19 protein-coding genes and 1 other RNA gene are annotated in these 24,303 nt (G+C 41.5%); 11 read left to right on the top strand and 9 right to left on the bottom strand.

Features of this window, described 5'->3' with window-relative positions; genetic code table 11:
* Positions 1-32: 32 nt before the first annotated feature.
* Entirely contained in the window at positions 33-1,070 is a 1,038-nt protein-coding gene (locus tag CAL7507_RS05295; RefSeq protein ID WP_015127408.1) for a TIGR02281 family clan AA aspartic protease, read from the top strand.
* Here the strand turns inward: CAL7507_RS05295 and trpD are convergent.
* The gene (gene trpD, locus CAL7507_RS05290; protein ID WP_015127407.1) at positions 1,000-2,103 is read right to left on the bottom strand and encodes an anthranilate phosphoribosyltransferase; all 1,104 of its coding nucleotides are present in this window, start codon (positions 2,101-2,103) and stop codon (positions 1,000-1,002) included. The two genes, CAL7507_RS05295 and trpD, sit on opposite strands and share 71 nt — an antisense overlap.
* A gap of 468 nt (positions 2,104-2,571) precedes the next feature.
* On the opposite strand from trpD, the gene CAL7507_RS05285 reads away from it, so the two are divergent.
* Both CAL7507_RS05285 and CAL7507_RS05280 read left to right on the top strand, forming a co-directional pair.
* Complete coding sequence (locus CAL7507_RS05285) at positions 2,572-3,246, top strand: carbonic anhydrase (RefSeq protein ID WP_015127406.1); 675 nt, start codon at positions 2,572-2,574, stop codon at positions 3,244-3,246.
* Positions 3,247-3,440: 194 nt separating this feature from the next.
* Complete coding sequence (locus CAL7507_RS05280) at positions 3,441-4,715, top strand: proton extrusion protein PcxA (protein WP_042341833.1); 1,275 nt, start codon at positions 3,441-3,443, stop codon at positions 4,713-4,715.
* Between the two features lie 166 nt (positions 4,716-4,881).
* Here the strand turns inward: CAL7507_RS05280 and CAL7507_RS05275 are convergent, their stop codons facing one another.
* Positions 4,882-5,865: a DUF1338 domain-containing protein gene (locus CAL7507_RS05275; protein ID WP_015127404.1), complete on the bottom strand. Its 984-nt coding sequence runs from the start codon at positions 5,863-5,865 to the stop codon at positions 4,882-4,884.
* A 114-nt stretch (positions 5,866-5,979) separates the two neighbouring features.
* On the bottom strand, positions 5,980-7,287 hold the full coding sequence (locus tag CAL7507_RS05270; RefSeq protein ID WP_015127403.1) for an acetyl ornithine aminotransferase family protein: 1,308 nt from the start codon (positions 7,285-7,287) through the stop codon (positions 5,980-5,982).
* Positions 7,288-7,776: 489 nt separating this feature from the next.
* On the opposite strand from CAL7507_RS05270, the gene CAL7507_RS05265 reads away from it, so the two are divergent.
* Positions 7,777-9,084 carry a hypothetical protein gene (locus CAL7507_RS05265; RefSeq protein WP_015127402.1) on the top strand — a complete coding sequence of 436 codons (1,308 nt, stop codon included), beginning with the start codon at positions 7,777-7,779 and terminating at the stop codon, positions 9,082-9,084.
* Between the two features lie 225 nt (positions 9,085-9,309).
* On the opposite strand, the gene rnpB is transcribed toward CAL7507_RS05265, so the two are convergent.
* The 4 genes from rnpB to groL form a co-directional block, all read right to left on the bottom strand.
* Positions 9,310-9,741, bottom strand: an RNA gene (gene rnpB / locus CAL7507_RS30320) — RNase P RNA component class A.
* Between the two features lie 48 nt (positions 9,742-9,789).
* Positions 9,790-10,494 carry a hypothetical protein gene (locus tag CAL7507_RS05260; protein ID WP_015127401.1) on the bottom strand — a complete coding sequence of 235 codons (705 nt, stop codon included), beginning with the start codon at positions 10,492-10,494 and terminating at the stop codon, positions 9,790-9,792.
* A 63-nt stretch (positions 10,495-10,557) separates the two neighbouring features.
* On the bottom strand, positions 10,558-11,703 hold the full coding sequence (gene corA, locus CAL7507_RS05255) for a magnesium/cobalt transporter CorA (protein WP_015127400.1): 1,146 nt from the start codon (positions 11,701-11,703) through the stop codon (positions 10,558-10,560).
* Positions 11,704-12,075: 372 nt separating this feature from the next.
* A complete protein-coding gene (groL, locus tag CAL7507_RS05250; RefSeq protein WP_015127399.1) occupies positions 12,076-13,755 on the bottom strand; it encodes a chaperonin GroEL in 1,680 nt (559 codons plus the stop codon).
* A gap of 157 nt (positions 13,756-13,912) precedes the next feature.
* On the opposite strand from groL, the gene CAL7507_RS05245 reads away from it, so the two are divergent.
* A complete protein-coding gene (locus CAL7507_RS05245; RefSeq protein WP_015127398.1) occupies positions 13,913-14,995 on the top strand; it encodes an MraY family glycosyltransferase in 1,083 nt (360 codons plus the stop codon).
* Positions 14,996-15,061: 66 nt separating this feature from the next.
* Here the strand turns inward: CAL7507_RS05245 and fabG are convergent, their stop codons facing one another.
* Both fabG and CAL7507_RS05235 read right to left on the bottom strand, forming a co-directional pair.
* Positions 15,062-15,853, bottom strand: a complete 792-nt coding sequence (fabG, locus tag CAL7507_RS05240; RefSeq protein WP_015127397.1) for a 3-oxoacyl-[acyl-carrier-protein] reductase — start codon at positions 15,851-15,853, stop codon at positions 15,062-15,064.
* A gap of 221 nt (positions 15,854-16,074) precedes the next feature.
* On the bottom strand, positions 16,075-16,677 hold the full coding sequence (locus CAL7507_RS05235) for a hypothetical protein (protein WP_042341193.1): 603 nt from the start codon (positions 16,675-16,677) through the stop codon (positions 16,075-16,077).
* A gap of 206 nt (positions 16,678-16,883) precedes the next feature.
* Between CAL7507_RS05235 and CAL7507_RS05230 the strand changes: the two genes are divergently transcribed.
* From CAL7507_RS05230 to CAL7507_RS05200, 6 genes are all read left to right on the top strand, one after another.
* The gene (locus CAL7507_RS05230; RefSeq protein ID WP_015127395.1) at positions 16,884-17,894 is read left to right on the top strand and encodes an ABC transporter ATP-binding protein; all 1,011 of its coding nucleotides are present in this window, start codon (positions 16,884-16,886) and stop codon (positions 17,892-17,894) included.
* The gene (locus tag CAL7507_RS05225) at positions 17,895-18,707 is read left to right on the top strand and encodes an ABC transporter permease (RefSeq protein WP_015127394.1); all 813 of its coding nucleotides are present in this window, start codon (positions 17,895-17,897) and stop codon (positions 18,705-18,707) included. It begins immediately after the preceding gene.
* Between the two features lie 182 nt (positions 18,708-18,889).
* Complete coding sequence (locus CAL7507_RS05220) at positions 18,890-20,452, top strand: Gldg family protein (protein WP_015127393.1); 1,563 nt, start codon at positions 18,890-18,892, stop codon at positions 20,450-20,452.
* Positions 20,453-20,508: 56 nt separating this feature from the next.
* Positions 20,509-21,126, top strand: coding sequence for a DUF4340 domain-containing protein (locus tag CAL7507_RS05215; protein WP_015127392.1), 618 nt, complete (start codon positions 20,509-20,511; stop codon positions 21,124-21,126).
* A 1,211-nt stretch (positions 21,127-22,337) separates the two neighbouring features.
* Complete coding sequence (gene purU / locus CAL7507_RS05205; RefSeq protein ID WP_015127390.1) at positions 22,338-23,192, top strand: formyltetrahydrofolate deformylase; 855 nt, start codon at positions 22,338-22,340, stop codon at positions 23,190-23,192.
* Between the two features lie 367 nt (positions 23,193-23,559).
* A complete protein-coding gene (locus tag CAL7507_RS05200) occupies positions 23,560-24,240 on the top strand; it encodes a hypothetical protein (RefSeq protein ID WP_015127389.1) in 681 nt (226 codons plus the stop codon).
* The last annotated feature ends 63 nt before the right edge of the window (positions 24,241-24,303 follow it).

Raw genomic sequence — 24,303 nt, 5'->3', positions numbered from 1 at the left:
AAGCCCTTGGGCAGGTAGAATCGGAAATAATTATGCTTCAGTCTTTTTTAGCCCGTGCAACCCTAATTGTTCTAGCCAGTGCCTTAGCGGTTTTGGGTGTTGCCTGTAGTCAAGTCAAACAAACTACTACGACTCGTGGCGATGAGCAGCCTACGCCCATTGGCAATCTGCCGACTGAGCCTCTTGTCGAAGCAGCAACAACACCATTATCCAGCCCTGAACCACGGCCACTCTCGGATATTGAACCAAATTCTTTTGAATTGGCACTAGACAAAGCCGCAAGCGCTCTGAGTATCAGCCAATCTGCCCAATCCCCGGATGATTGGAGTTTAGTGGTGAGTCAGTTTCAAGATGCGATCGCCCTGATGAGAAAAGTGCAGCAACAAAGTCCGAATTTTGCGGTTGCTCAAATAAAAATCTCAGAATATCAGAGCCAGATCAAATATGCTTTGCAAAAAGCCACTCGCAACTCCCAACTGTCAACACAGACAGAACCAAAGAGGGTAGTAGTTGTTGTCCCCCAAGCCCAAAATCCCCCAAGGCTCAGTCCTCCTGTACAAACACGACTGTCACCACCAAAGCCCATTACACCCTCATCAGAACTATCTACCCAAGATCAAGAAGTATTTTCCATTCCGATTAAACGGCGCATCGGTGGTACGCCAATTATCGACGTTACCTTTAATGGTCAGCAGCATTTTGAGATGATTGTCGATACAGGAGCTAGTGGCACTGTAATTACCCAAAACATGGCTAACGTTTTGGGAGTAGTGCCAGTTGGGAAAGCTAAGGCTAATACCGCCAGTTCTAAAGCCGTGGAATTTACCATTGGCTATGTTGATTCAATGGCAGTTGCTGGGGTAGTAGTGAATAAAGTACCAGTAGCGATCGCTGGCTCAGAACTTGAAACCGGACTACTCGGTCATGACTTTTTTGGTAACTATGATGTCACCATTAAACGCAACGTCGTCGAATTTCGCCCACAATCAAATTCAGAAATCAATTCCCCAGGAACCGGACTAACTGCTCCAACTTTACCCAAGGAGCGCCACTATCTAGGATCTCCCTAGCAGCTTTAATCCCTTGAGCATGTTCTAGGAGTGGGATCGCACCAGCTACTTGCAGCGCTAATGAGGCATTTAAGACCACTGCATCCCGTTGTGCTGGCGTACCCTTACCTTGCAGTACCGCCTTGAGAATTTCGGCGTTTTCTTGGACATCACCACCTCGCAGTGCATGTATGGGAGCAGTCGTCAAGCCCACCTCTTGGGGATTTACAGTAGTCAACTGCACTTCACCCTCAGATAACACCGCCAAATCAGTTAAATCCCCTAACCCCGCTTCATCCAATCTTTCTCGCCCATGCAAAACAATTGCCTTTTGCTTACCTAAATTGTGTAAAGTTTGGGCAACAGTCGTTAATAGCTTAGGGGTATATAGCCCTACTACCTGTCCAGAAGGGTACAAAGGATTTACCAAGGGGCCAAGTAGATTAAATACCGTCCGCACCTTGAGATTGCGCCGCAATTGGGCAACGGCTTTAAGTGCAGGATGCCAACCGGGGGCAAACAAAAAAGTGATCCCTACCTCTTGTACTGCTGCTTGCACCTTTTCACTAGCAGCACTCAGATTTACCCCCAAAGCTTCCAAAACATCCGCGCTTCCCGTGAGACTTGATGCCGAGCGATTACCATGCTTGGCGACAGGCACACCATAGGCAGCCGCAACAAAAGCAACTGCTGTAGAAATGTTAAAAGTTGATGACCCATCCCCACCAGTACCACAAGTATCAATCAGTAGGGGCGGGGTCTCCCCGCCCGTCTCCCCGCCCTTCGCCACCGACATTACCCCATTCACCCTATCTAGAGATGATTGAGACTGTAATACCTCAGCCATTCCAGTCAACTCTTCAGACGAAACACCTTTGAAGTTCAGCGCCGTTAAAATCGCTCCGGATAATTCTAGTGGTACAGATTCAGTTAGCCATCCTTGCATCAATTCAACAGCCTGATGACGAGATAAAGATTGTCCGTCTATTAGTTGTTGCAACAATAGATACCAGCTAGGGGATGATTCTGGTGAAGCGATCGGCGATTGTATCATACAACAGGTATATATGAGTGTTTGAGTTTCTATTTAGTAATCAAGATCCCCCAAGATTGCCCAGGCTCCCAGTTGATCGTTATGGCAGCTATCCTACCGAAAAATGGCAAGCCATGAAAGTCAGCTTGAATATCTTATTTCAAAAGATTTACTGATGTTCATGTCACCCACTTGACATAGCATGGACACATTATCTTGATAAGCTTAAATTACAAAAAATTGGTAAAGTTAATAAAACTTTAACTTTTATAGGTTACTCTGATTGAGAGTTCTGTTGTCCGTCACTTAATGCCAGGGTTAGATAGAGATAAATTCCAGATGTATTTTATCTAACATATTGAATCCACCAGTACTTTTTTCTTTCTAAGAATGCTAGGAATGAATTCTGATTACCTCAGTTTCAGTAAATTTGCCCAGAGCTTGTGAAGTGTAAGAGTAATAATCTATATTTGTTAGAGGAATTTATCTGTGCCCATAAAACGAATAATTGACGGACTGAATGAGTTTCACGATAACTATTTCACTAACCACCGCGAGATGTTTGAGCATTTGTCTCACGGACAGACTCCTGAAGTTTTATTTATCACTTGCTCCGACTCACGGATTGACCCCTTTTTAATTACTCAAAGCCTACCAGGAGACTTATTTGTTATTCGGAATATTGGTAACATCATACCTCCTTATGGTGCAGCTAATAAAAGTGAGGGTGCAGGCATTGAGTATGCTATTCAAGCTTTATCAGTTAATGATGTTGTTGTCTGTGGACATTCTCATTGCGGAGCGATGAAAGGAATGTTGCAAATAGGTAATCTTGCTCAACAGATGCCTTTAGTCTATGAATGGTTAAAGCAATATGCAGAGCCTACCCGCCGCTTGATTGTAGATAACTATCAGGATTATCCCATCGATAAACTTTTAAAAATTGCTATCGAGCAGAATGTTTTGACGCAGATAGAAAACCTAGGAACTTATCCCATAATTCGTTCACGGCTTCATAGTCGTAAGCTGACTCTTCATGCCTGGATTTATGAAATTGAGACTGGCGAAGTCTTTGCTTATGATGCTGATGCAGGTCAATTTAAAATTTTGGAAAATCGCCCTTTTCCTGTACCTAATCCTTTAATAGGTGTACACTCAAAATAGGTAATTATGAAAATGAGCGATAGGTAGTTAAATTTCTCAATTAGCTATATGACTACATGGATGATTTTGGAAATATCCATAGTGGGCATTGTCTACTAAAACCCGGATACGTAAAATTCTTCATTAATCATTTAGGATTCCTATATTACTCATTAGTTACGGTTAAATCAGGCAATACAATCAAAATGTCTGCAATGAAAGCTTCATTTTTTACTAAAAATAAAGGTTTACTGCGTCAGAAAATTGCGGAATATTTGCGAAGATCAAGCAGGTGGTTTTTAGATACGCCAGAAAGAGCTATTTTAGAAGCCTACGAGGCGGCTAACAAAATTAAAAATATTGAAATAGAACACTTTGCTGGGCAAAAAATATCTGCTGAATCTGTAAGTGTCATGTCTTATTGGCAAGGATATCTAAATAAAAATTTAATTGTTATCAAGGTGAGGCTAGCAGAATTTAAGCTAAGTTATTCAATTCTCAATATTTCTGACACTGATGTTTTAGAAAAACTACAATTTATTGATGAAGTAATATCCAAATATACATTAAAACTTGAATTAATTGAGAACAATGTCTTAGTATCAGTTTTTGAGCCACTACAAACCAATACTAGCAAAGTAAATGACAAATTAGATGTATCGAATACAGAGATTATTAAAACTCAATCTATTTCTCAAAAAACTGGATTTCTACCCCGGTCTTTAGGAATCACGTTTAATAAAATTCAAGCAGATTTTACACCGCAGGCAGAAGAAAATTTTGTTAGAAATTACCGAATCTCTAGAAATAGAACAAGAACTGCTCTAAGATTTTTCTTAATTTTAATCCTCGTTCCACTGTTAACGCAACATTTTTCTAAACAAATATTAATAAATCCCATTGTAGAACGAAATATTAACAAAAGTAATACCCAAATATTCCTCAATTCAGAAATGGAGGAAAATGCACTTCAGGAATTGAAAACTTTTGAAGAAAGATTGAAATTTGCCAGTTTATTGAAACAAGCCCCAGAACTTTCTGTTGAGGCGATTGAAGAAAAAGTTAAAAAGAAAGCAATCGAGATAGCTGAGGATTTTAATCGTAAAAGCAGTAGCGCTATTAGTAATATATTTGCGGATATCATTTCACTGATTACTTTTGGCATAATTATTTTTATGAGCAAAAGGGAAATAGTGATTGTCAAATCTTTTATAGATAATGTTGTCTATGGTCTAAGCGACAGTGCTAAGGCTTTTTTAATTATTTTGTTCACTGATGTATTTGTCGGATTTCACTCACCACATGGATGGGAGATTCTTCTAGAAGGATTGGGAGAACATTTAGGTCTATCAGCTAATAGAAGTGTAATATTTTTATTTATCGCTACATTTCCCGTGATTTTAGATACTATAGTTAAATATTGGATATTCCGTTATTTAAGTCGGTTATCGCCTTCAGCATTAGCTACATTAAAAGAAATGAATGAATGATTATAAGTACCAAATCTCTGATAATGGTGCGTTACGCTGTCGCTAACGCACCTACAAATACTGAGATTTTTTCAAAACTCAAAGGGGATTGCTATAGTAAGTCACGACACAAATAAAGCAACCATGATGAAATGCTGAAATGCTGACTGTATATGTTTCTTAATTTTCAGACTTCTCCTGCGGAGACGCTACGCGTAGCTTGCTTCCCCGCAGAGGTACAGACTTCAGACTTCAAACTTTTAGTACTAGTCATTTCAAATAATTGCTGGGCATTTTTTCCTAAAAAAGCATCAAACAGTAGATGCTTGCCTGGTTCAATTTCTACGGGATATCGCTGGGCAATTTCATAATAAGCATAAGTCCAGGGAATCTGAATTTCTGCACTATTAATATCATCTAGTACTGTCACCATTTCTGTGACGGCTTGAGTGGCTGTTTGACGCAAACCATAAGCAATATTACCCTCTATTTCTGCTTTCATTGGTACGCCTAGATTAGTCAAACCAAGCACGGTAGTTTCAATATCCGGGTATTCTAATGTGTTCTGGCGGTTAACATAGCCTGTGAAGTGGTTAACTGCATAACCATGTAATAGTACCCAAGCACCATATTGAGTGACCTGATTTACTTGTTCTACAATAGAACGTCGTGGTGGTTGCCAAGGACGGGTGAAAACTTTTTGCAGTTGTTGGATAGTATTTTCTAAGTTTTCCTCTTTTGTGAAAAGATGGTTAAGAGGAAAGGCTAATTGGTATTGATTTGCAGTTATTGTTTGCTGTATTAGTTGGACAGTATTCGCTGGTAATTCATCGACAATTAACTCACTAATAAATAGCTTGGGTAAGTCGAATTCTTCTTGCTGTGGATGACGATAGTGACGGGCGTAGAGATGTGTTTCAGGAAAAGTATATTCCCCGGCTACTACATAACCTAAAGCTTCGGCAAGTTGCCCAATGTATTCAATCCCTAGGTTAATCTGACCTTGTTGAGTATCCACTAACACACGCAAAGACCGAAAAGCAATGTGGTCATTGGCGACTGTCCCACCTGCAGCGGTAATCATTTGCTGGTAGGTGCGGGCATAACTGACTCTGGCACTATATTCTTGCCAAAGTAATGAGTAGAGATGGAGGGCTGTTTGAGGTGTCATTTGTTATGTGTTATTTGTCTTATGCTCTAGTCGTTTAAAGTGATTGATAAAAATAATTTTACTAATTGGAGGGCAAACAACCGTTTGCCCCTAACCACGATCGCATGGTAATTTCTATTCTGGCAATGTCCTGAATATCTCAGTGAGAATTTGCAGGGCGATTTGAATTTGATTGCTGTCGATAACTAGAGGCGGGCAAAAACGAATTGCGGCTTTACCACAACCTAGTAACAATAAACCCCGTAAGAAGGCTGCTTGAATGATGCGATCGCGTAATTTATGATCAAGATTACCCGCTTCATCCACTAAATCCACCGCTACCATTAAACCTTTACCTCGTGGCGGGGACATCCTGGGGAATTTTTCATGCAAGTGGGTTAAACCAGCTTGTAATAACTCTCCCATCTGGGAAGCATTAGCCATCAAACCAGTTTCTAAAAGCCGGAGAGTGGTAATACCGGCAACGCAAGCAACCGGATTGCCGCCAAATGTGGTAGCGTGGGCACCGGGAGGCCAAGTCATTAACTCAGGACGGGCGAGGATAGCACCCAAAGGTAAGCCGCTGGCGATACCTTTAGCTGTAGTAATGATATCTGGCATGACGCCCCAATGCTCGATCGCAAACAGGCGACCGGTGCGTCCCATACCAGATTGCACTTCATCGACTATCATCAGGATGCCATAGCGATCGCATATTTCTCGAATTCGCTGCAAAAAACCATCTTCAGGAACTATGTAGCCGCCTTCCCCTTGAATGGCCTCTACGACAATTGCCGCTACTTCATGAGGTGGTAAGGTTGTAGTGAATAACTGTTTTTCTAAGTAATCTAGACTGGCGTGAGTACCGTAGGGAATATGAGTCACCCCCGGAACTAAGGGGCCAAAATTTGCTCTTTGCACTACTTTGGAAGCAGTAAGAGACATGGCGCCATAAGTGCGTCCGTGGAATGCACCCAAACAGGCGACAATTAGAGAGCGTTTGGTATAGTATCTAGCTAGTTTAATTGCCCCTTCATTAGATTCCGCCCCAGAATTAGTGAAAAATACCTTTGCACTATCAGGGAAGGGGGCGCGACTGGCTAATTTTTCTGCCAATTCCACCATTGACTCATAATAAAAATCTGTCCCTGACATGTGTAACAGACGCGCCGACTGGGTTTGAATGGCTGCAACGACTTCTGGATGGGCGTGTCCGGTGTTGGTAACGGCAATACCTGCCGTCATATCCAGAAATACGTTACCATCCACATCTTCCACCATACAGCCCTCACCCCGCGCTACAACCAAGGGATAATCACGGGTGTAGGAAGGGGAAGTGACAGCGCGATCGCGTTCTATAATAGCTTGAGCATGAGTTCCAGGTAAGGAAGTCACTAAACGTGGCGCACGGGGTAATTTGAGATTTACGGGTATGCTCAACATTTTTCTTGAGATTTTTTGTCAAATTTTTAGGTTATTGATGATTAAAGAATGAGGTGCGATTCCATACAGTAGCATTTGCTTCTCTTTATGTAAAAAATATGTACTGTACAGCATAATTCAAATACTCGTTCAAAAGAGTTATTTTTAATTTGTTTATGTAATTTAAATGACGTTTATCTTATAAATAACTCTGGAAAAATTATAGATAAATTTTTCACAAATTGGTAAAAGTATCTAGCAAAAAATATTTGTAGCTTTGTTAATACTGAGTATTTATGTTAGCCAGTGACTACTGCTAAAATTATTTACACGCATTTTGGTGACTAAAGATGCGGAGGTATTATTTACGGTTAGCTAGAGCTTTCCCCACAACTTAACGATGTGTGATGTTCTATTGTATATATATATTTGGAACATTATTTCACTAATATTGTTCAAATACCGAAGCAGGTACAATTAATATTTGATATTAGCCATCGATTTTAGCTTATGAGTATCCAATTCAGTAAACATTTCCGCTTCACAGTAAGTATTGCTACTTTATTGCTTGCTGGCTTAGGCAGTAGCTATCTATACTCACATCCTGAAAGTAGACAGCAATCTCAACACTATGATGATGCCAATAACTTATCATTTAATCAGCGAGAAAATACAATTTTACCTACAGAAACTCGTCAAATATCTACAAGGTTACTGAACTTTACAACTACTCAGAAAACATTAAGTCAGAATTTGACTCATCAAGATAAACCTGCATCGGCATCTTATTCAGTCATTGATGAATGGAAAAAATATAAATTTAGCATTAATGGTGGTCAAATTTTAAATCCAGGAACACTACCACCTGTAAAAGTTAATTTCCATCAAGGAGATTTATTAACCGTTTTAGTAAATACGAGAAAATATTTTCAAGATTATTCCAATGAAGACCCAGACATTCTCCGTAAAGGGCTACTCTCTACTCAAGGAGTTACTGCATCAGATATTCTCAAAACCCTAGATTTCATGATTACTATCTTAAAGGAGGATATTGCTAATAATCGCGCTACTCGTTTACAAGACTCTAATTTTATCAACACTAACTTTCGAGTCATTAAGTGGTCTGCTCATAACCCAGAAACACTCAATCAAAAACGATTACGAATTACAAAGTATGCAGTCTTTACTCATCCAGGTTCCCGTAAGAAAACTTCTACCTATAATATACCAATCTATAGTTTAAAAGCAAATTTAGGAAACGATAAATTTTACACAAAATATACAAAACAGGATGTTCTATCAGGTATTTATGAACCAAATGGCAAAGAATTTGGCAAGGTTGAACCTCTTGCTTATCTAACCCGTGATGGTTTAGAAGAGGCGCTAATGGAAGGGACAATCCTGATTAATTTTATAGATGGTTCTAAGGCATTTTTTAATGTCGATAGAAACAATGAAATGTCTTATATCCGGGGATTGAAAGCAACAGCACAAAAGCGTTATTGGTATTTTAAACAGGTTGATGCTATCAAGGGATATGGATACAAAATAGACGCTAAGATTTCCATCAAACCAGGAGTGACTTTTGCGGGGGATGTCCTGAATATTGGCTTAGGTAGATTGATAGTTCTTGAGCATACTAAAGGTGGACGTAAACAACTGCAAATGGGGGTTATTGCCGATACAGGCGGAGCATTTTTACCCAATCTTTATCAACTAGATTTTTTAGCAGGAGTTTTTCAGAATAAACAAGATTTTGGGCAGCATATTGCACAATTCCCTGATTATGCTACAGCATATTTTTTAGTTAAAAAGTGAGTAAGTAGGTCGGCGCAATTCCAGCTAACTGGCAATGGTTGTCATTGGTCATTTGTCAACCGAAATCATCTAAAATTTAAAATTGGTACAGTCAAAAGTCCAACAAACCTTGACTCTTTACTCTTGAACCCAGTATATGTGCCAGTTGCGTAAGTCCTGACTCCCATAGAATCTTTACAAAAACATAATGGAGTACAAGCTGGAAATGCTTAGTACTCCATTATAAGGAAAGAGCAGATGGTAAGCCGGGTTCTGTTCTCTTTCGAGGGCAGTTATCTATCTGGGACGTCTGTCACCAAACGCCTCTAGCGGCTCTGTGTTAGCGGAACTGGTAAAAGACCAACCGTAGTTCCTTTGGCCTTGCACCCAACCGGGGTTTACCGAGCCAGCGCCTCTCGACGCTGCTGGTGCGCTCTTACCGCACCTTTGCACCCTTACCAAAAAAGGCAAAAGATAAAAGGCAAAAGTAAAAAGAAAGAAATCTTTCTTTTGCCTTTTTACTTTTTACTTTTGACTTGTATTGGCGGTATCTTTCTGTGGCACTATCCTCGCGATCGCTCGCACTGGACGTTATCCAGCAAGTTTGGTCTTTCGGGAGCCCGGACTTTCCTCAAACCAGCCATTGTGACTGATCTGCAACTGCCTACGCCTACTCCTTCCCAATATCCAGTTTAATCTTGGATGGCACGGCGTGTACGTTTTGAATTACTTCTTTTTATTCCAGGGGAGAGCGTATGTCCAGGGCAGTTTCTTGACAGTGAAGGGACAGTTGAGAATGCACATAGGTGGGATATTGATACCTGGAGCTAAACCCACACGCACTTCAGATATCCGTAGTACTAGTTGTAGTGAAAATTTTAACTCTTCTCTGCCATTGATAAAGTCGTTGTACAACTTTTTCTGTCCCTTATTTTTTTGCAGCGCGGCGATATCAATTATCGGTTTTTTGGCTGAGTAAGTACCAACTTCTTTATCCCGCTCGAATACATTTTCTGCTGACACGTTCTCTGATAGTGTTTTCTTGGGAGCAATTAGGCTAGGACTTTGAGGTACAGCTAAGTCACGCGTCAAATCTGGTGATTTGCGAATCACTCGGAGCGATTGCTTAGTATGTTCAATGACTAAAGAACTATTGTCCCAGTCAATATATACGGCTATATTTTCAGATTTATTCTCAATACTCAGCGACAATTCTTTCACGTCATCAAATGAGTTGGAGTCACCAAATTTAAAGGAAACCCCAATTTGGTCTTGGAGGTTTTGCTCTTTAAGTTGTTCATCGACAACTGCTTTTTGAAACACATACTTAATCTTATCATCGATAGATTCAATCATGCGATTGAAGACGTAAGAGACACCGATGATATAAAGCGTCAAAACAACTAAATTCTGGTCGCCACTTCTTACCATGACTTATAATATTAACTCCCTGTGCTGATTTTGTATGTTGGACTCATTGCTAGTTTTACCTCTTTAATCTTTCTGAATTTTTACCGAATTTTCCAGCCATCCCCGCCGCCAAAAAAAGAATAATAAACAACCTGCGATCGCTCCCATAGTCCCCATGCAAATTGGATAGCCCCAATACCAATTCAATTCAGGCATATTATACGGTGATTTTTCAGTATTGAAATTCATGCCATATATTCCAGCCACAAAAGTTAGGGGAATAAATATCGAGGAAACTATAGTTAGCAGTTTCATGATTTCATTCATTTTGTTGCTGACTGACGACAGGTAAACATCCATTAAACCAGAGGCTAATTCTCGATAAGTTTCCACCATATCCATTACTTGCACTGCATGGTCATAACAGTCTCGCAGGTAGATTCTGACATCCTGATCAATTAGGACACTGCTATCTCGAATTAAGGAATTAATCGCATCTCTTTGAGGCCAGATTGCACGACGCAGTTGCAGTAATTCTCGCCTAATTTTGTAGATGTCTTGTAGGGTTTGTCGAGTAGGATTGAGCATTACTTCTTCTTCTAACTCTTGAATTCGCTCTCCATAAAGTTCTAGAACTGGAAAAAAGCCATCAATAATTGCATCTAACAGAGCATATGCTAAATAATCCGCTTTCTGCTGCTTAATGATGCCTCTGCCTTTTTCAATTCGTGTTCTGACTCCTTCAAAACAATCATGTTCAGGTTCTTCTTGCACAGTTAGCAAGTAATTTTTTCCTAAAATTAAACTCACTTGCTCACTATAAAAACCACATGTTCGTTCCTTTGGTACTACCATACGAGCAATAAATAATAGTTGGTCTTCATAATCTTCTACTTTAGGACGTTCTGGCACGTTGACAACATCTTCTAAAACTAGAGGATGTAAATCAAAAACTTGGCCTAATCTTTGTAAGATATCTTGATTGCCTAAACCTTGTACGTCCACCCAAGAAACAGACTCTGTATCAAGATATGGAATACACTCTTCTGGGGTTGCTATTTGTTGACGGACAAAATCAGTTTGGTTGTAGTCAATCAGAAAAATTATTGGTGGTGGAGCATCGGCATCAATGATGATAGTTCCTGGCATGGTTCCAGGATGGTGATAAAACTCATCTGTATATGATGGCTTAGTTGCTAATTTGGAAAAGCGACGCAGTTTTTTGATCATAAATTTTAGCCTTTAATAATTAGTTATTATTTATAGCGTTTCTCGCTCCAGTAAGGTACGGTCTAAAATAATTAAACGCAGATAAATTTGTACTTCAGTAGCCTAGGAAAGGCTATATTATGGGTAATAGGAAATAGAACATGGGGAATGCAAAACAGGCTATCAGGATGTTTGTACCAGTTCCTAGGTATTCAAGCGCACATGATATCATTCCCTGTTCCGGTAAACCAGTCAACAGTCATCAGTTAACGGTCAACAGTCTACACGATGAAATATGCAGCTTAAATGCCGCGATCGCTTAACTGTTAAAAAAAAACAGTTTGCCTGATTCAGACAAACTGTATAAATAATATTTAGGTGGGGAAGCAGAGCTTAGAACATGCCCATGCCGCCCATGCCGCCCATGCCGCCCATGCCACCCATGCCGCCCATGCCGCCCATGCCACCATCAGGAGCGGGTCCAGCGGATTTCTTCTCAGGTTTTTCGACGATCAGGGCTTCAGTGGTCAAAACTAGACCAGCAATAGAAGCGGCATTTTGCAAAGCTGAACGCACAACTTTGGCAGGGTCGATAATGCCAGCAGCAATTAAGTCTTCAAATTCACCCGTAGCGGCGTTGTAGCCGATGTTGAAATCGGTATCTCGGACTTTAGAGACGATGACGGAACCTTCAGCACCGGCGTTGTCTGCGATTTGACGCAAGGGAGCTTCCAAGGCTCGCTCGATAATCTCAGCCCCAATTTTTTCTTCGCTATCTTTCAGGCTGTTTTTAATTGCCTGGATTTTTGTAGCTAAGTGAATGAGGGTTGTGCCACCACCAGGAACAATGCCTTCTTCGACAGCGGCTTTGGTGGCGTTAAGAGCGTCTTCAATTCGCAGCTTACGGTCTTTGAGTTCGGTTTCTGTGGCTGCACCCACTTTAATGACTGCTATGCCACCAGCTAGCTTGGCGATGCGTTCTTGCAGTTTTTCTTGATCGTAGTCGGAATCTGTTTCTTCCAACTGCTTGCGAATTTGAGCAATCCGCTTTTGGATTTCTGGCTTGGTGTTAGTACCAGCTACGATTGTGGTGCTTTCTTTATCAATGGTGATTTTACTAGCAGTTCCTAGTGCTTCCAAAGCTGCGGTGTCTAAGCTCAAGCCAATTTCTTCCGAAATCAGCTGTCCATCGGTGAGAATGGCAATATCTTGTAACAAAGCTTTGCGGCGATCGCCAAAACCAGGGGCTTTAATTGCGGCTACAGACAGCACACCCCGCGCTTTATTCACCACCAAAGTCGCCAGAGCGTCTCCTTCGACATCCTCAGCGATGACTAGCAAGGATTGACCTAAACGGGCGACTTTTTCCAAAATCGGCACTAAATCCTGAATGCTGCTGATTTTCTTGTCGGTAATCAAGATGCGAGCATTTTCAAATTCTACTGTCTGCCGCTCGTTGTTGGTGATAAAGTAGGGGGAAATATAACCCCGGTCAATCTGCATCCCTTCTACCACTTCCAGTTCAGTTGTCAGGGACTTAGATTCTTCAACGGTAATTACACCGTCTTTGGTGACTCTATCCATCGCATCGGCAATCATCTTGCCAACTTCCTCATCGTTGCCAGCTGAGACTGTGGCGACTTGAGTGATCGCACTTCCTTCTACTGGTTTGGCGATTTTGGCAATTTCCTTCACTAGGGCCTCGACAGTCTTGTCAATTCCCCGTTTTAAACTAACTGGGTTAGTACCAGCCGCAACGTTCTTCAAACCTTCCCTAATCAACGCCTGTGCTAAAACCGTGGCAGTCGTAGTTCCATCCCCAGCCACATCTTTTGTTTTGGATGCCACTTCTTGGATGAGCCTAGCCCCTGTGTTTTCCAATGGATCTTCTAATTCAATTTCCTTGGCAACAGTGATACCATCGTTGACAATCTGGGGTGCACCAAATTTTTTTTCTAACAGGACGTTACGACCTTTGGGTCCCAAGGTGATTTTTACGGCATCAGCAAGGGCGTTAACACCCCGTTCTAGGGCCCGCCGCGATTCCTCATCAAATGCAATAATTTTCGCCATGTTTTATTTCTCAAGCGCTTCCATTAGACAATTTAGCACTCACAGGACAAGAGTGCTAATTCTCCGATCAGTTCAGGTTACAAATGGAAATAAAAAAATTGATTAGTATACAGTTGATACTCATTTCCGATATTGGCAGTCATGGTTGAATTGGGAGATGAACTTTTTATACAACTCCCTTAAGTACCTCGGTATTGCTGACCCTAGCGGCACCGGCTGGTTAGCAGTAGTATTTACATTTCTCTTGGCTGGGCTAGTAACGTGGCGGTTGATGCCGACAGTACGCAAATTTGCCTTGCGGGTGGGTTGGGCAGACCAACCAAACGCACGGCGACTCAATCGAGAACCTTTACCCAATGCAGGGGGGCTAGCTATCTACGCGGGAGTAATTGCCGCTTTGGTACTAGCTACTCTTTTACGACCAATAGAACTGCAAGGTGTATTGGTTCAGGTGCTGACCATTCTTTTGGGAGGTACGATATTAGTCCTTGTTGGCTTTATCGATGACCAATTCGGCTTACCTCCCTCCGTTCGCATGTTTACTCAGGTGCTGACAGCACTGTTGCTGGTGGCTAATGGTATTAGGATTGAAGTCACTTTTGGCACTCCCATCGACTATCTTCTGTCAATACTGCTTACGGTATTTTGGGTAGTAGGTATTACCAATGCCGTCAACCTGATGGACGGTATGGATGGTTTGGCGGGAGGAATCAGCTTTATCACTGCTATGAGTCTATTAGCGGTTTCTGCTCAGATTCCCAATCGAGCAGCAGCAACTCTAGTACTAGCAGCATTAGGAGGGGCAGCACTGGGCTTTTTGCGCCATAATTTTCACCCCTCAAGGATCATCATGGGTGATGCTGGTGCATACTTTTTCGGTTATGTGTTAGCGGCAACTAGTATTTTAGGCAAACTGCAAGTAACTACCGTATTTTCCCTAGTCCCTACTGTTTTATTTTTGCTGTTACCAGTGTTAGACACTACTCAAGTAATTGTGCGACGACTGATGGCGGGCAAAAATCCCATGAGTACCCCTGGTAAAGACCACCTCCATCACCGCTTGCTGGCTTGGGGATTCTCCCAACGCCGTGCAGCAATCACTCTGTGGTCAGTGACTTTAGTTTGCAACGTGCTAGCGATGAGAATCCAGGGGATGACTCTGGTGGTGATGCTGGCAACTGTCATCAGCATTATTATGCTTTTGAGCTTTACTATCTGGCAAAGGCTCAGGAATGTTTGATGAAGCCTGAAGCCTGAAGGGTTAATTCATACTTCATACTTCATACTTCATACTTCATACTTTCCTCTAAGCCATTACCATGCCACCATCAACGTTAAAGACTTGTCCGGTAATGTAGGCGGCGGCGGGATCAGCGGCAAGAAAACGCACCATTCCAGCAACTTCCTCTGGTTGACCGTAGCGACCGAGGGGAATGTATTTGAGAATTTCTTCGGTGTTGCTGAGATTACTGGTCATGTCGGTGGCGATAAATCCAGGGGCGACGGCGTTAACGGTAATCCCACGGGAAGCAAGTTCTTTGGCAACGGTTTTGGTAAAGCCAATCACACCTGCTTTGGCGGCGCTATAGTTTGCTTGACCAGGGTTGCCCATTTGACCAGCAACGGAGGCAATGTTGATAATCCGTCCAGAACGTTGTTTGAGCATGACTTTACTGGCGGCTCGTGTACATAAGAAAACACCAGTGAGGTTGAGGTCGATGACGGCTTGCCAATCTTCTGGCTTCATCCGTAAGAGCAGTGTGTCGCGAGTGATACCTGCATTGTTGACTAAAATATCAATACGTTTAAATTTATCGATGACGGCGTTAAATAATGCATCTACTTGATCAACTTGGGAAACATCAGCTTGCAGGGCGATGGCTTCGCCAACGCCTTCGGCGAACGCCTGATTTTTTGCTGCTGTAATTTCTGTAACTAAGCTGTCAGCAGCGGCGCTAGAACTAGCATAATTAATCACGACATTGGCTCCGTACCTAGCTAATTCTTGGGCGATCGCTCGCCCAATTCCCCGTGACGCACCAGTAATAATTGCTACTTTTCCCTGTAAGTTTGGTAAATTTTCACTCAAAACAACCATAAAATTCTCCTCCAGATTTTCAATCACCCCGTTCATGATCTTATGGTGATTCGTACCTAGAATCTCCACACTTGAGCAAAATATGGGGACTGGGACTGGGGAAAACTCTTCTCTAGTCTCCAGTTCCGTTTGATCCACTCATGGGATGTTTGCGACAAGCAGAGCGATCGCACTTAGGCAAATGGGTTCAAAACTGCGATCGCATTTGCTATCTCAACTTTTTAATGAAGTGTCAGACTCATAGCCAAAATGCCTAAAATTTTGTCTACTTCCTTAATAAAATAATCTTGCTTGTCAATAAAAACAGTACTGTCGCAAAGCTTCAAGAATTTCCAATCAGTTCCTGTTGTGACAACACCATAGATTTCATCGATAGAATTTTCTTGTTGTTGGTTGAACAATCTAGCTGCAATCATTGTAGCAATACACTGTCCCAAACCTGATTTAATGCTCTCATTTTTGGCTTCCACAATCGTCACAACAGGACTGGTAATATCATATTGTTCCTGCGATCTACACAAGATAAAATCACAACGTCCCTCTAACCCCTTTTCAGCATCAACATTAAATTCTGAACCAGAAAAAATACTAATTTGGTACTTTAAATAACGTCTGACCTCGATCATAACTGGCATGATCACTAATTCAGAACGTGCTTTTTCTGTATTAATTGCAGTTACTAAAGGCAAATGCTCTGCCAAAGTAATATTGAGGTAATCTGTAGGTGCAACAACTTCTGTATTGAGAAATAAGTCTTGATTTTCAACAACTGTCAGATTGAAGTCTTTTTTAACTTTGTTGAAACTAAAGGCACTGTATGACATTTTAAAGTCTGAAGTCTGAAGTCTGAAGTCTGACAGGTAAATTAAGACATGAACTAATGAGAAAACACTATCGGGATTTGTCATTTGTCACCAATCCCCAGTCACCAATCCCCAGTCCCCAATCCCCAGTCCCCAATCCCCAATCCCCAATCCCCAATAAAACATCATGTTCTAATATTGTTTGATATCTTATCACCACGAGCCTGATGATTGAAGTTGAGCATCTGAGTAAAACCTACGGTTCTACACCAGCGATCGCTGATGTCACTTTTAGCGTCGAACCAGGGGAAATCCTCGGGTTTTTAGGCCCTAATGGCGCTGGCAAAACTACAACTATGCGGATTTTAGCTGGTTACTTACCTGCAACTAAGGGTACAGCGAAGATTGCTGGGTATGATGTCCATAAGAATTCTCTGGCTGTGCGCCAACGAATTGGTTATTTACCCGAAACGCCACCGTTATATCCAGAGATGACGGTAGAGGGATTTTTACACTTTGTCGCCAGAATTAAGGGAGTATCAGCAGGCGATCGCCCCGCGAAAGTGCAAGCAGCCATTGAACGCTGCAATTTACAAGAAAAGCAGCGAGTGATTATTCGCAAGCTTTCTAAAGGATATCGCCAAAGAGTGGGGATTGCTCAGGCGATCGTCCACGATCCACCAGCGATTATCCTTGATGAACCCACCGTAGGACTTGATCCTCGACAAATCATTGAAGTGCGGAATTTAATTAAAAGCCTGGCGGGAACCCACACCATCATTCTTTCTACGCATATTTTGCCAGAAGTCAGCATGACCTGTAGCCGCGTTGCCATCATCAATCGCGGCAAAATAGTAGCAACTAACACTCCAGAAAATCTCATGACCCAGTTGACAGGTGGGTCTGGATATGAATTAGAAATTGCTGGAGAAGCTGCCCTAGCAAAACAGGTACTGCAAAATGTACCAGGTGTCAGTCTGGTAGAATCTATTCCTACAGCCCTGATGCATAGTCATATCCCCGTGCAGGAAAATCGTGCTTATCTGCGGGTAATTTCACAACCAGGACAAGAACCAGGACAAGAAATCACCATTGCCTTAGTGCGTTCAGGATTTGGTTTACATGAAATGCGTCGTGTCAGCGCCACCCTCGAAGATGTGTTCTTGCAACTAACCACAGAAGAAAAAAACGTCGAACCTATTGAAGACTCAGCAGACAAAGAAGGAGAAGCAGCATAAATGGGTATAGTAATTGGCAATATTATTGCCATTTATCGCCGAGAGTTACAGAGTTATTTTGTATCACCTTTAGCGTATGCGATCGCCGGCGTGTTTTGGTTCATAGCCGGGTTATTTTTAGTGATGATTTTGTTGGGGCCAGATGGCATTTTACCAGCAGTTGCCGCATACGATTTACAAGGACAACAACTAGGAGTCACAATACCGCCCATAGATGTCCCCTACGAATTTGTCCGGGCATTTTTAGATCGCATGGGTTGGTTATTGTTGTTCATACTGCCAATTCTTTCAATGGGACTTTATGCAGAAGAACGCAAACGGGGCACTTTAGAACTTCTAGCCACGTCACCAGTCACAAACTGGGCGGTAGCTGTGGGTAAATTATTAGGAGTGCTAACTTTCTTCATCTCGATGGTTGCACCCATGCTAGCGTTTGAAGCATTTGCCATCAATAGCGCCAATCCACCAATGCCCCTAGTAATTCTCTTACTAGGTCATTTCGGATTAATATTACTGGCAGCTGCAATTTTATCATTGGGAATGTTTATTTCCTCCTTAACCGATAGTACAATCCTCTCTGCCGTCCTCACCTTCGCAGTCATTTTATTGTTATTGTTCATTGATGTCATTGCCAAAAATATTGGTGGTTCCATAGGAGAAGCCTTGGGTTATTTTTCATTACTGAAACATTACAACACCCTGATTCAAGGAATTTTTGACACCAGCGCCTTGATTCTCTTTGGCAGTTACATTTTTTTGGGCATTTTTCTCACATCACAATCAATTGATGCACTGCGCTTCCAGCGTCAGTAGTCATACCATTTTAGATTTTAAATTTTGGATTTTGGATTGGGAGTTCCTTTCTGCATCTGGCTTCAGGGAATTCATCTGTCGCATTCTCTTTTCAAATTGGTGTCAGTAATTATTAGTCATTAAAAGAGGACAAATAACAAATGACAAATGACAAATGACAAATGACCAATGACCAATGACCAATGACAAATGACATGAAAAATAGAATTTGGCAATATCTGTTTTGGTTCGGTCCCTTCCTATTGGTTGCAGGCTTAACAGCTGGGTTAGTTTCCGAAAAGTGGGGGCCAATCCCGTTAGCATTTCTCATCACAGGAATTGTCATTAGCGGGTTGTGGGTGATATGGCAAAGCCAACAAAGTCAATGGTGGACTCGGCGTTCTATCCTAGCCAGTACGAATGCCTTGATTGCAACTCTAGCAGTATTAGCAATTTTAGGACTGATTAACTTTTTAGGTACTCGCTACCACCTGCGGACAGACTTAACAGAAACTCAGTTGTTTACCCTCGCCCCCCAATCACGGGAACTGGCGCGATCGCTACCACAGCCAGTTAAAATATGGGTATTTGATGTTATCCAAAATCCCCAAGACCGGGAACTGTTAGAAAATTATCGCCGACAAAACTCAAAGTTTCAGTTTGAGTACGTTAACCCCCAGGACAGACCGGGATTAGCAGAGAAGTTTGGTGTCAAAGATTATGGTGAAATTTATTTAGAATCCCAAGATAAAAAACAATTAGTGCAGGTGGTGAATGAGAATGAAAGGCTATCGGAAGTTAAGTTAACTAATCGCCTGCAACAACTCACCAGCACCAGCACAGCTAAAGTTTATTTCCTCCAAGGACACGGCGAACACCAACTTGCAGCCGCAGAGGGAGGAATGTCTCAAGCGGTTCAGGGATTAGGTGACAAAAATTACACTACATCACCGCTGAATCTCGCGGAAAAATCAAAAGTTCCTGATGATGCTGCTGTATTAGTAGTAGCTGGCCCCAAACGAGAATTATTTGACAGCGAAATCAAAGCCTTACAAGACTATCTCAATCGCGGCGGTAACTTGCTGCTGATGATTGATCCCAATACTGATCCCAAACTCAATAGCCTGCTACAAAATTGGGGAATTCGTCTGGATAATCGTTTAGCCGTCGATGTTTCTGGGGGTGTAGGATTAGGCCCTGCGGTGCCTTTAGTCACAGATTACGGTCAACACCCAATCACCAAAGATTTTGGCAACGGCATTTCTTTTTATCGGTTAGCACGACCTTTAGAAACTACTCCGGTAGCTGGTGTTATTGCTACGCCTATACTGCGAACTAAACCTTATCCTAACAGTTGGGCAGAAAGCGATTTGAAAAGCGAAAAACTGGAGTTTAACCCCAATAAAGACCTCAAAGGGCCTTTGACCTTGGGTGTCGCTTTGACAAGAAAACTAGCAGCTAAATCTAACCCTACTCCCTCATCCCCCACTGCTACTACCGAATCAAGGTTAGTAGTGTTAGGAAATTCAGATTTTGCCACTGATGGTTTATTTCAAAAGCAGCTAAATGGAGACGTTTTTCTCAACTCAGTCACTTGGCTAAGTCAACAAGACCAGCAACCCCTTTCAATCCGCCCCAAAGAAGCAAAAAACCGTCGGATTAACCTGACAGCAGCCCAAGCCAATCTTTTAACGTTATCGTCTCTATTAGTTTTACCTCTAATTGGGTTGTCAGCAGGAGCCATTATCTGGTGGAACCGACGGTAGAGCAAGGGGGCAGGGGGCAGGGGGAAAAATGACAAATGACAAATGACCAATAACCAATGACAAAAACAACTTTAATTTTGATATTCCTAGCGCTGGGTCTGGGTAGTTTTGTCTATTTCTACGAAATTCAAGGTGCGACTCGACGAGAAGATGTTAAAGAGAAAAAACAGCAAATTTTCTCGTTTACAGCCGATGATGTGCAGTCTTTGATAATTACAACTCAAAAGGTAAATCTGACTCTAGAACGTAATGGTAAGTCGAATAACCCTAAGTGGTTGCTTAAAACTCCAATATCAGAGCCTGCAAATGATGCTATTGTTTCCTATTTGTTAGATTTGTTGGTTCCAGCTAAAAGTAATTACTCTTTATCAGTCTCCGCTAACCAAAAAAGAGAATTTGGTTTAGATAAACCCCAGACAACTATTAATCTTCTTCTCAAGAATCAGAAAAGCCATCAGTTAATTTTGGGTAAGCCTGATTTTAACCGTCGTTTCTTATATGCTCAAGCTGACCCATCTGTGAAACCTGATGGTAATATAGATGTGCTGTTGGTATCTACAGATTTTGAAAATGCTGTAAATCGTGACATATCAGAGTGGAAACAACCTGTAGAAAATAGTAAAAAACAGTCTCTACCAAACTTTGAAAACCCGACTCCAGCAGGCAAAAAATAGTCTGCTGAAAATGTTAAATCTTAGTGGCGTGGACAGGCTAAAATGTGATTTTATCTGGCTACTATTTGATTTTTGACATACACCCACTTAGCCCACTAGATCAAGGTTTTAGTGGTCATTGCCTATAGATTTTAGAGGATGTTTGAAAAGTGGTTGGCTGTGATTTGAATTGCATTACCCCTCTGATCAAGGCTACCGTGTATACGCAAGTCGGATTTATATTTAGATCCGGGTTTTACCCCCCTTAATGCCCAGGGCTGTTTCATTCGCTAATGTGTGAGATTTGTCAAGGGCATATTCTCACGCATACCGCAAGCGGAACCCACAGGGTAGGCGCATTCACGTAGCGTCTCGTAGAGAAGGCGCAAAGAAAAAGAACACGATCTAGGGCTTGAAGACGCAAAAATTATCGTCAAAATTGTGTACTTACCCTAAATTTTTATCTCGTTAACCCTTGCAATTTTACCTGTTTTAGGGAATGAAACAGCCCTGCTTGATAAGGGGAGGGTTAGGGTGGGGTAAAACGAAGATTTATAGAATGCTCATATCAAATAAAATATACCTTAGCTTCGTCTAGCACTAATAAATAATTACTAGTGGTTAGCGTTTTCATGGAGAAATTAACAATTGGATATTAGTAATACGTCTGTTGGCAAGTTTGATATCATTTATCATAAACATCATAAGTTCTAGGTTTTGATGTGTTTCTTATTAAATCAAAAATTTCTCTGTGTTTTCTATTAAACTTTAATAGTTCCAAGTAAGCGATCGGCACTACTACTGGCCAGAAAGTAGTGGCTATGATCAAAATTACATAAGATATGGAGCGTTGCTCTGAAGTAATATCTTTGTCTGCTATAAAAAAATCTAGCCATTCAGTCAAGAAGCAGTAAGCCATCACTAAATAGAATATTATTGACAAAACAATGATCAGCATGTGAAACCTCAATTTTCTATACGTTGATTTAAAATGCAGCGAATGAAGTTTACTTTTTCATTTTTCCTTCTAGATATTACTTTTTCCGGATGATAATTTAAAAACCTTAATTTATGGGTTTTACGTCTTGTGGTGGTGAATCATCTACTCAAACCTAGATATCTTGATACTGCAAGGATTAAAGTTTTTCATCTTCCTAAGGAAACAGAAGCGCGGTTTTTAAGCAAAATTTCAAAAGTGTCTCCAAAGTTATCACTAGTAATTCAACTTTCTTATGACCAATCCAACAGCAACATTACTCATTTTCTGTCCCGATCAACGAGGATTGGTAGCAAAAATTGCCAATTTTATCTATGCTAATGGCGGTAATATTATCCATGCAGATCAGCATACAGACTTTGCGGCTGGGTTATTTCTCTCTCGGATTGAATGGCAATTAACAGGGTTTAATTTACCACGAGATTTGATTGCACCTGCATTTAGTGCGATCGCTCAACCTTTAGGTGCTAAATGGGAACTACACTTTTCTGATACTGTGCCACGTATTGCCATTTGGGTAAGTCGGCAAGACCATTGTCTATTCGATTTAATTTGGCGACAACGTGCTAATGAATTTGTGGCAGAAATTCCACTCATTATCAGTAATCATCCTGACTTAAAGGTAGTAGCGGAGCAGTTTAATATCGACTATTGTCACATTCCCATAACTAAGGATAATAAATCAGAACAGGAAGCCAAACAGCTAGAATTGCTGCGCCAATACGATATTGATTTGGTTGTATTAGCGAAATATATGCAAATTGTTAGTGCCGATTTTATTGCACAATTTCCGCAAATTATTAATATTCATCATTCATTTTTACCTGCTTTTGTGGGAGCTAATCCCTATCACAGAGCTTTTGAACGCGGGGTGAAAATTATTGGTGCAACTGCTCATTATGCGACTGCTGATTTAGATGCAGGCCCAATAATTGAACAGGATGTAGTCAGAGTCAGCCACCGCGATGAGGTTGAGGATTTGATTAGAAAAGGTAAGGACTTAGAGCGGGTTGTATTAGCAAGAGCAGTGCGATCGCATCTGCGAAATCGCGTATTGGTATATGGGAATAGGACGGTAGTCTTTGAGTAAAATAGTATCTGGATAATTATACTTAATGGCGATAGACACAAATTCGCTAATTAGCTAACATAACTCATCGCCTTGGGTACTTGGTCGCTCAAGACTTGTAGATATTGGCACAGCATATTTTAAGGTTACTAAGAGCTTGTTCTTTTGAGAGTAGCTGGTAGAAAAAGACAAATATAACCGTATATACCCTTATATTGCTAAATTTTATTGAGACTAAGGTGACTTATATCCAAAAGATCCCCGACTTTTTCAAAAAGTCGGGGATCATTGGCAGCAGAATGGTTGAGATCTGCAGCGATACTCCTTGCTTCGATTTGTTGATCAATGAATAATGAAGAAAGATGAAGCTAAATTCAGAAACTACGTAATGAGCCAGACTGCTTTAAATCTAGTTGCAATCTCTATTTTTTTCATGACTCTCTCAGTGCTGCTGGGGCCATTATTCAACTTGTCACCCACAATACCAGCGCTTGCCACCTTCACCATTTTGGGAATAGCCACTTTCGACAGTTTCCGGTTGCAAGGTAAGGGGGGGACTATATTTTTAGATTGGATTGCTGGCTTTTCTCAGGAACATCGCGATCGCATCATTCATCATGAAGCTGGCCACTTCCTGATCGCTTATTTGTTTGAAATTCCCATCAGCGGCTACACTCTCAGTGCATGGGAAGCTTGGAAACAGGGTCAACCAGGACAAGGCGGTGTCACCTTTAATGATGATCAATTAGCATCTCAATTGCAAGTGGGTAAAATTAGTGCCCAAATGCTAGATCGCTACTGCACTATTTGGATGGCGGGTATTGCTGCCGAAACTTTGGTTTTCAATAATACTGAAGGTGGAGCAGATGATCAAAATAAGCTAGCAGGAGTCTTGACAAATTTGGGGTTCGCTGCGTCTGTTCGTCAGCAGAAACAACGGTTTTATGCCCTCCAAGCCAAAACCCTGCTGCAAGAAAATTGGCCTAGTTATGAAGCCTTAGTCAAGGCTATGCGACAAGGTGCATCCGTAGCAGATTGTCAGAGTGCGATCAAGAGTGTTGAGTTTTGACAAATAGGGAAACATCATTAAATATCAAAATATAGTCCTAGTTCATAGTGATGGCTTTAGACC

Source organism: Calothrix sp. PCC 7507 (assembly GCF_000316575.1).
Classification (GTDB): Bacteria; Cyanobacteriota; Cyanobacteriia; order Cyanobacteriales; family Nostocaceae; genus Fortiea.
The sequence above is the reverse complement of the archived record's forward strand: the minus strand, read 5'-3'. Positions and strand labels throughout refer to the sequence as shown.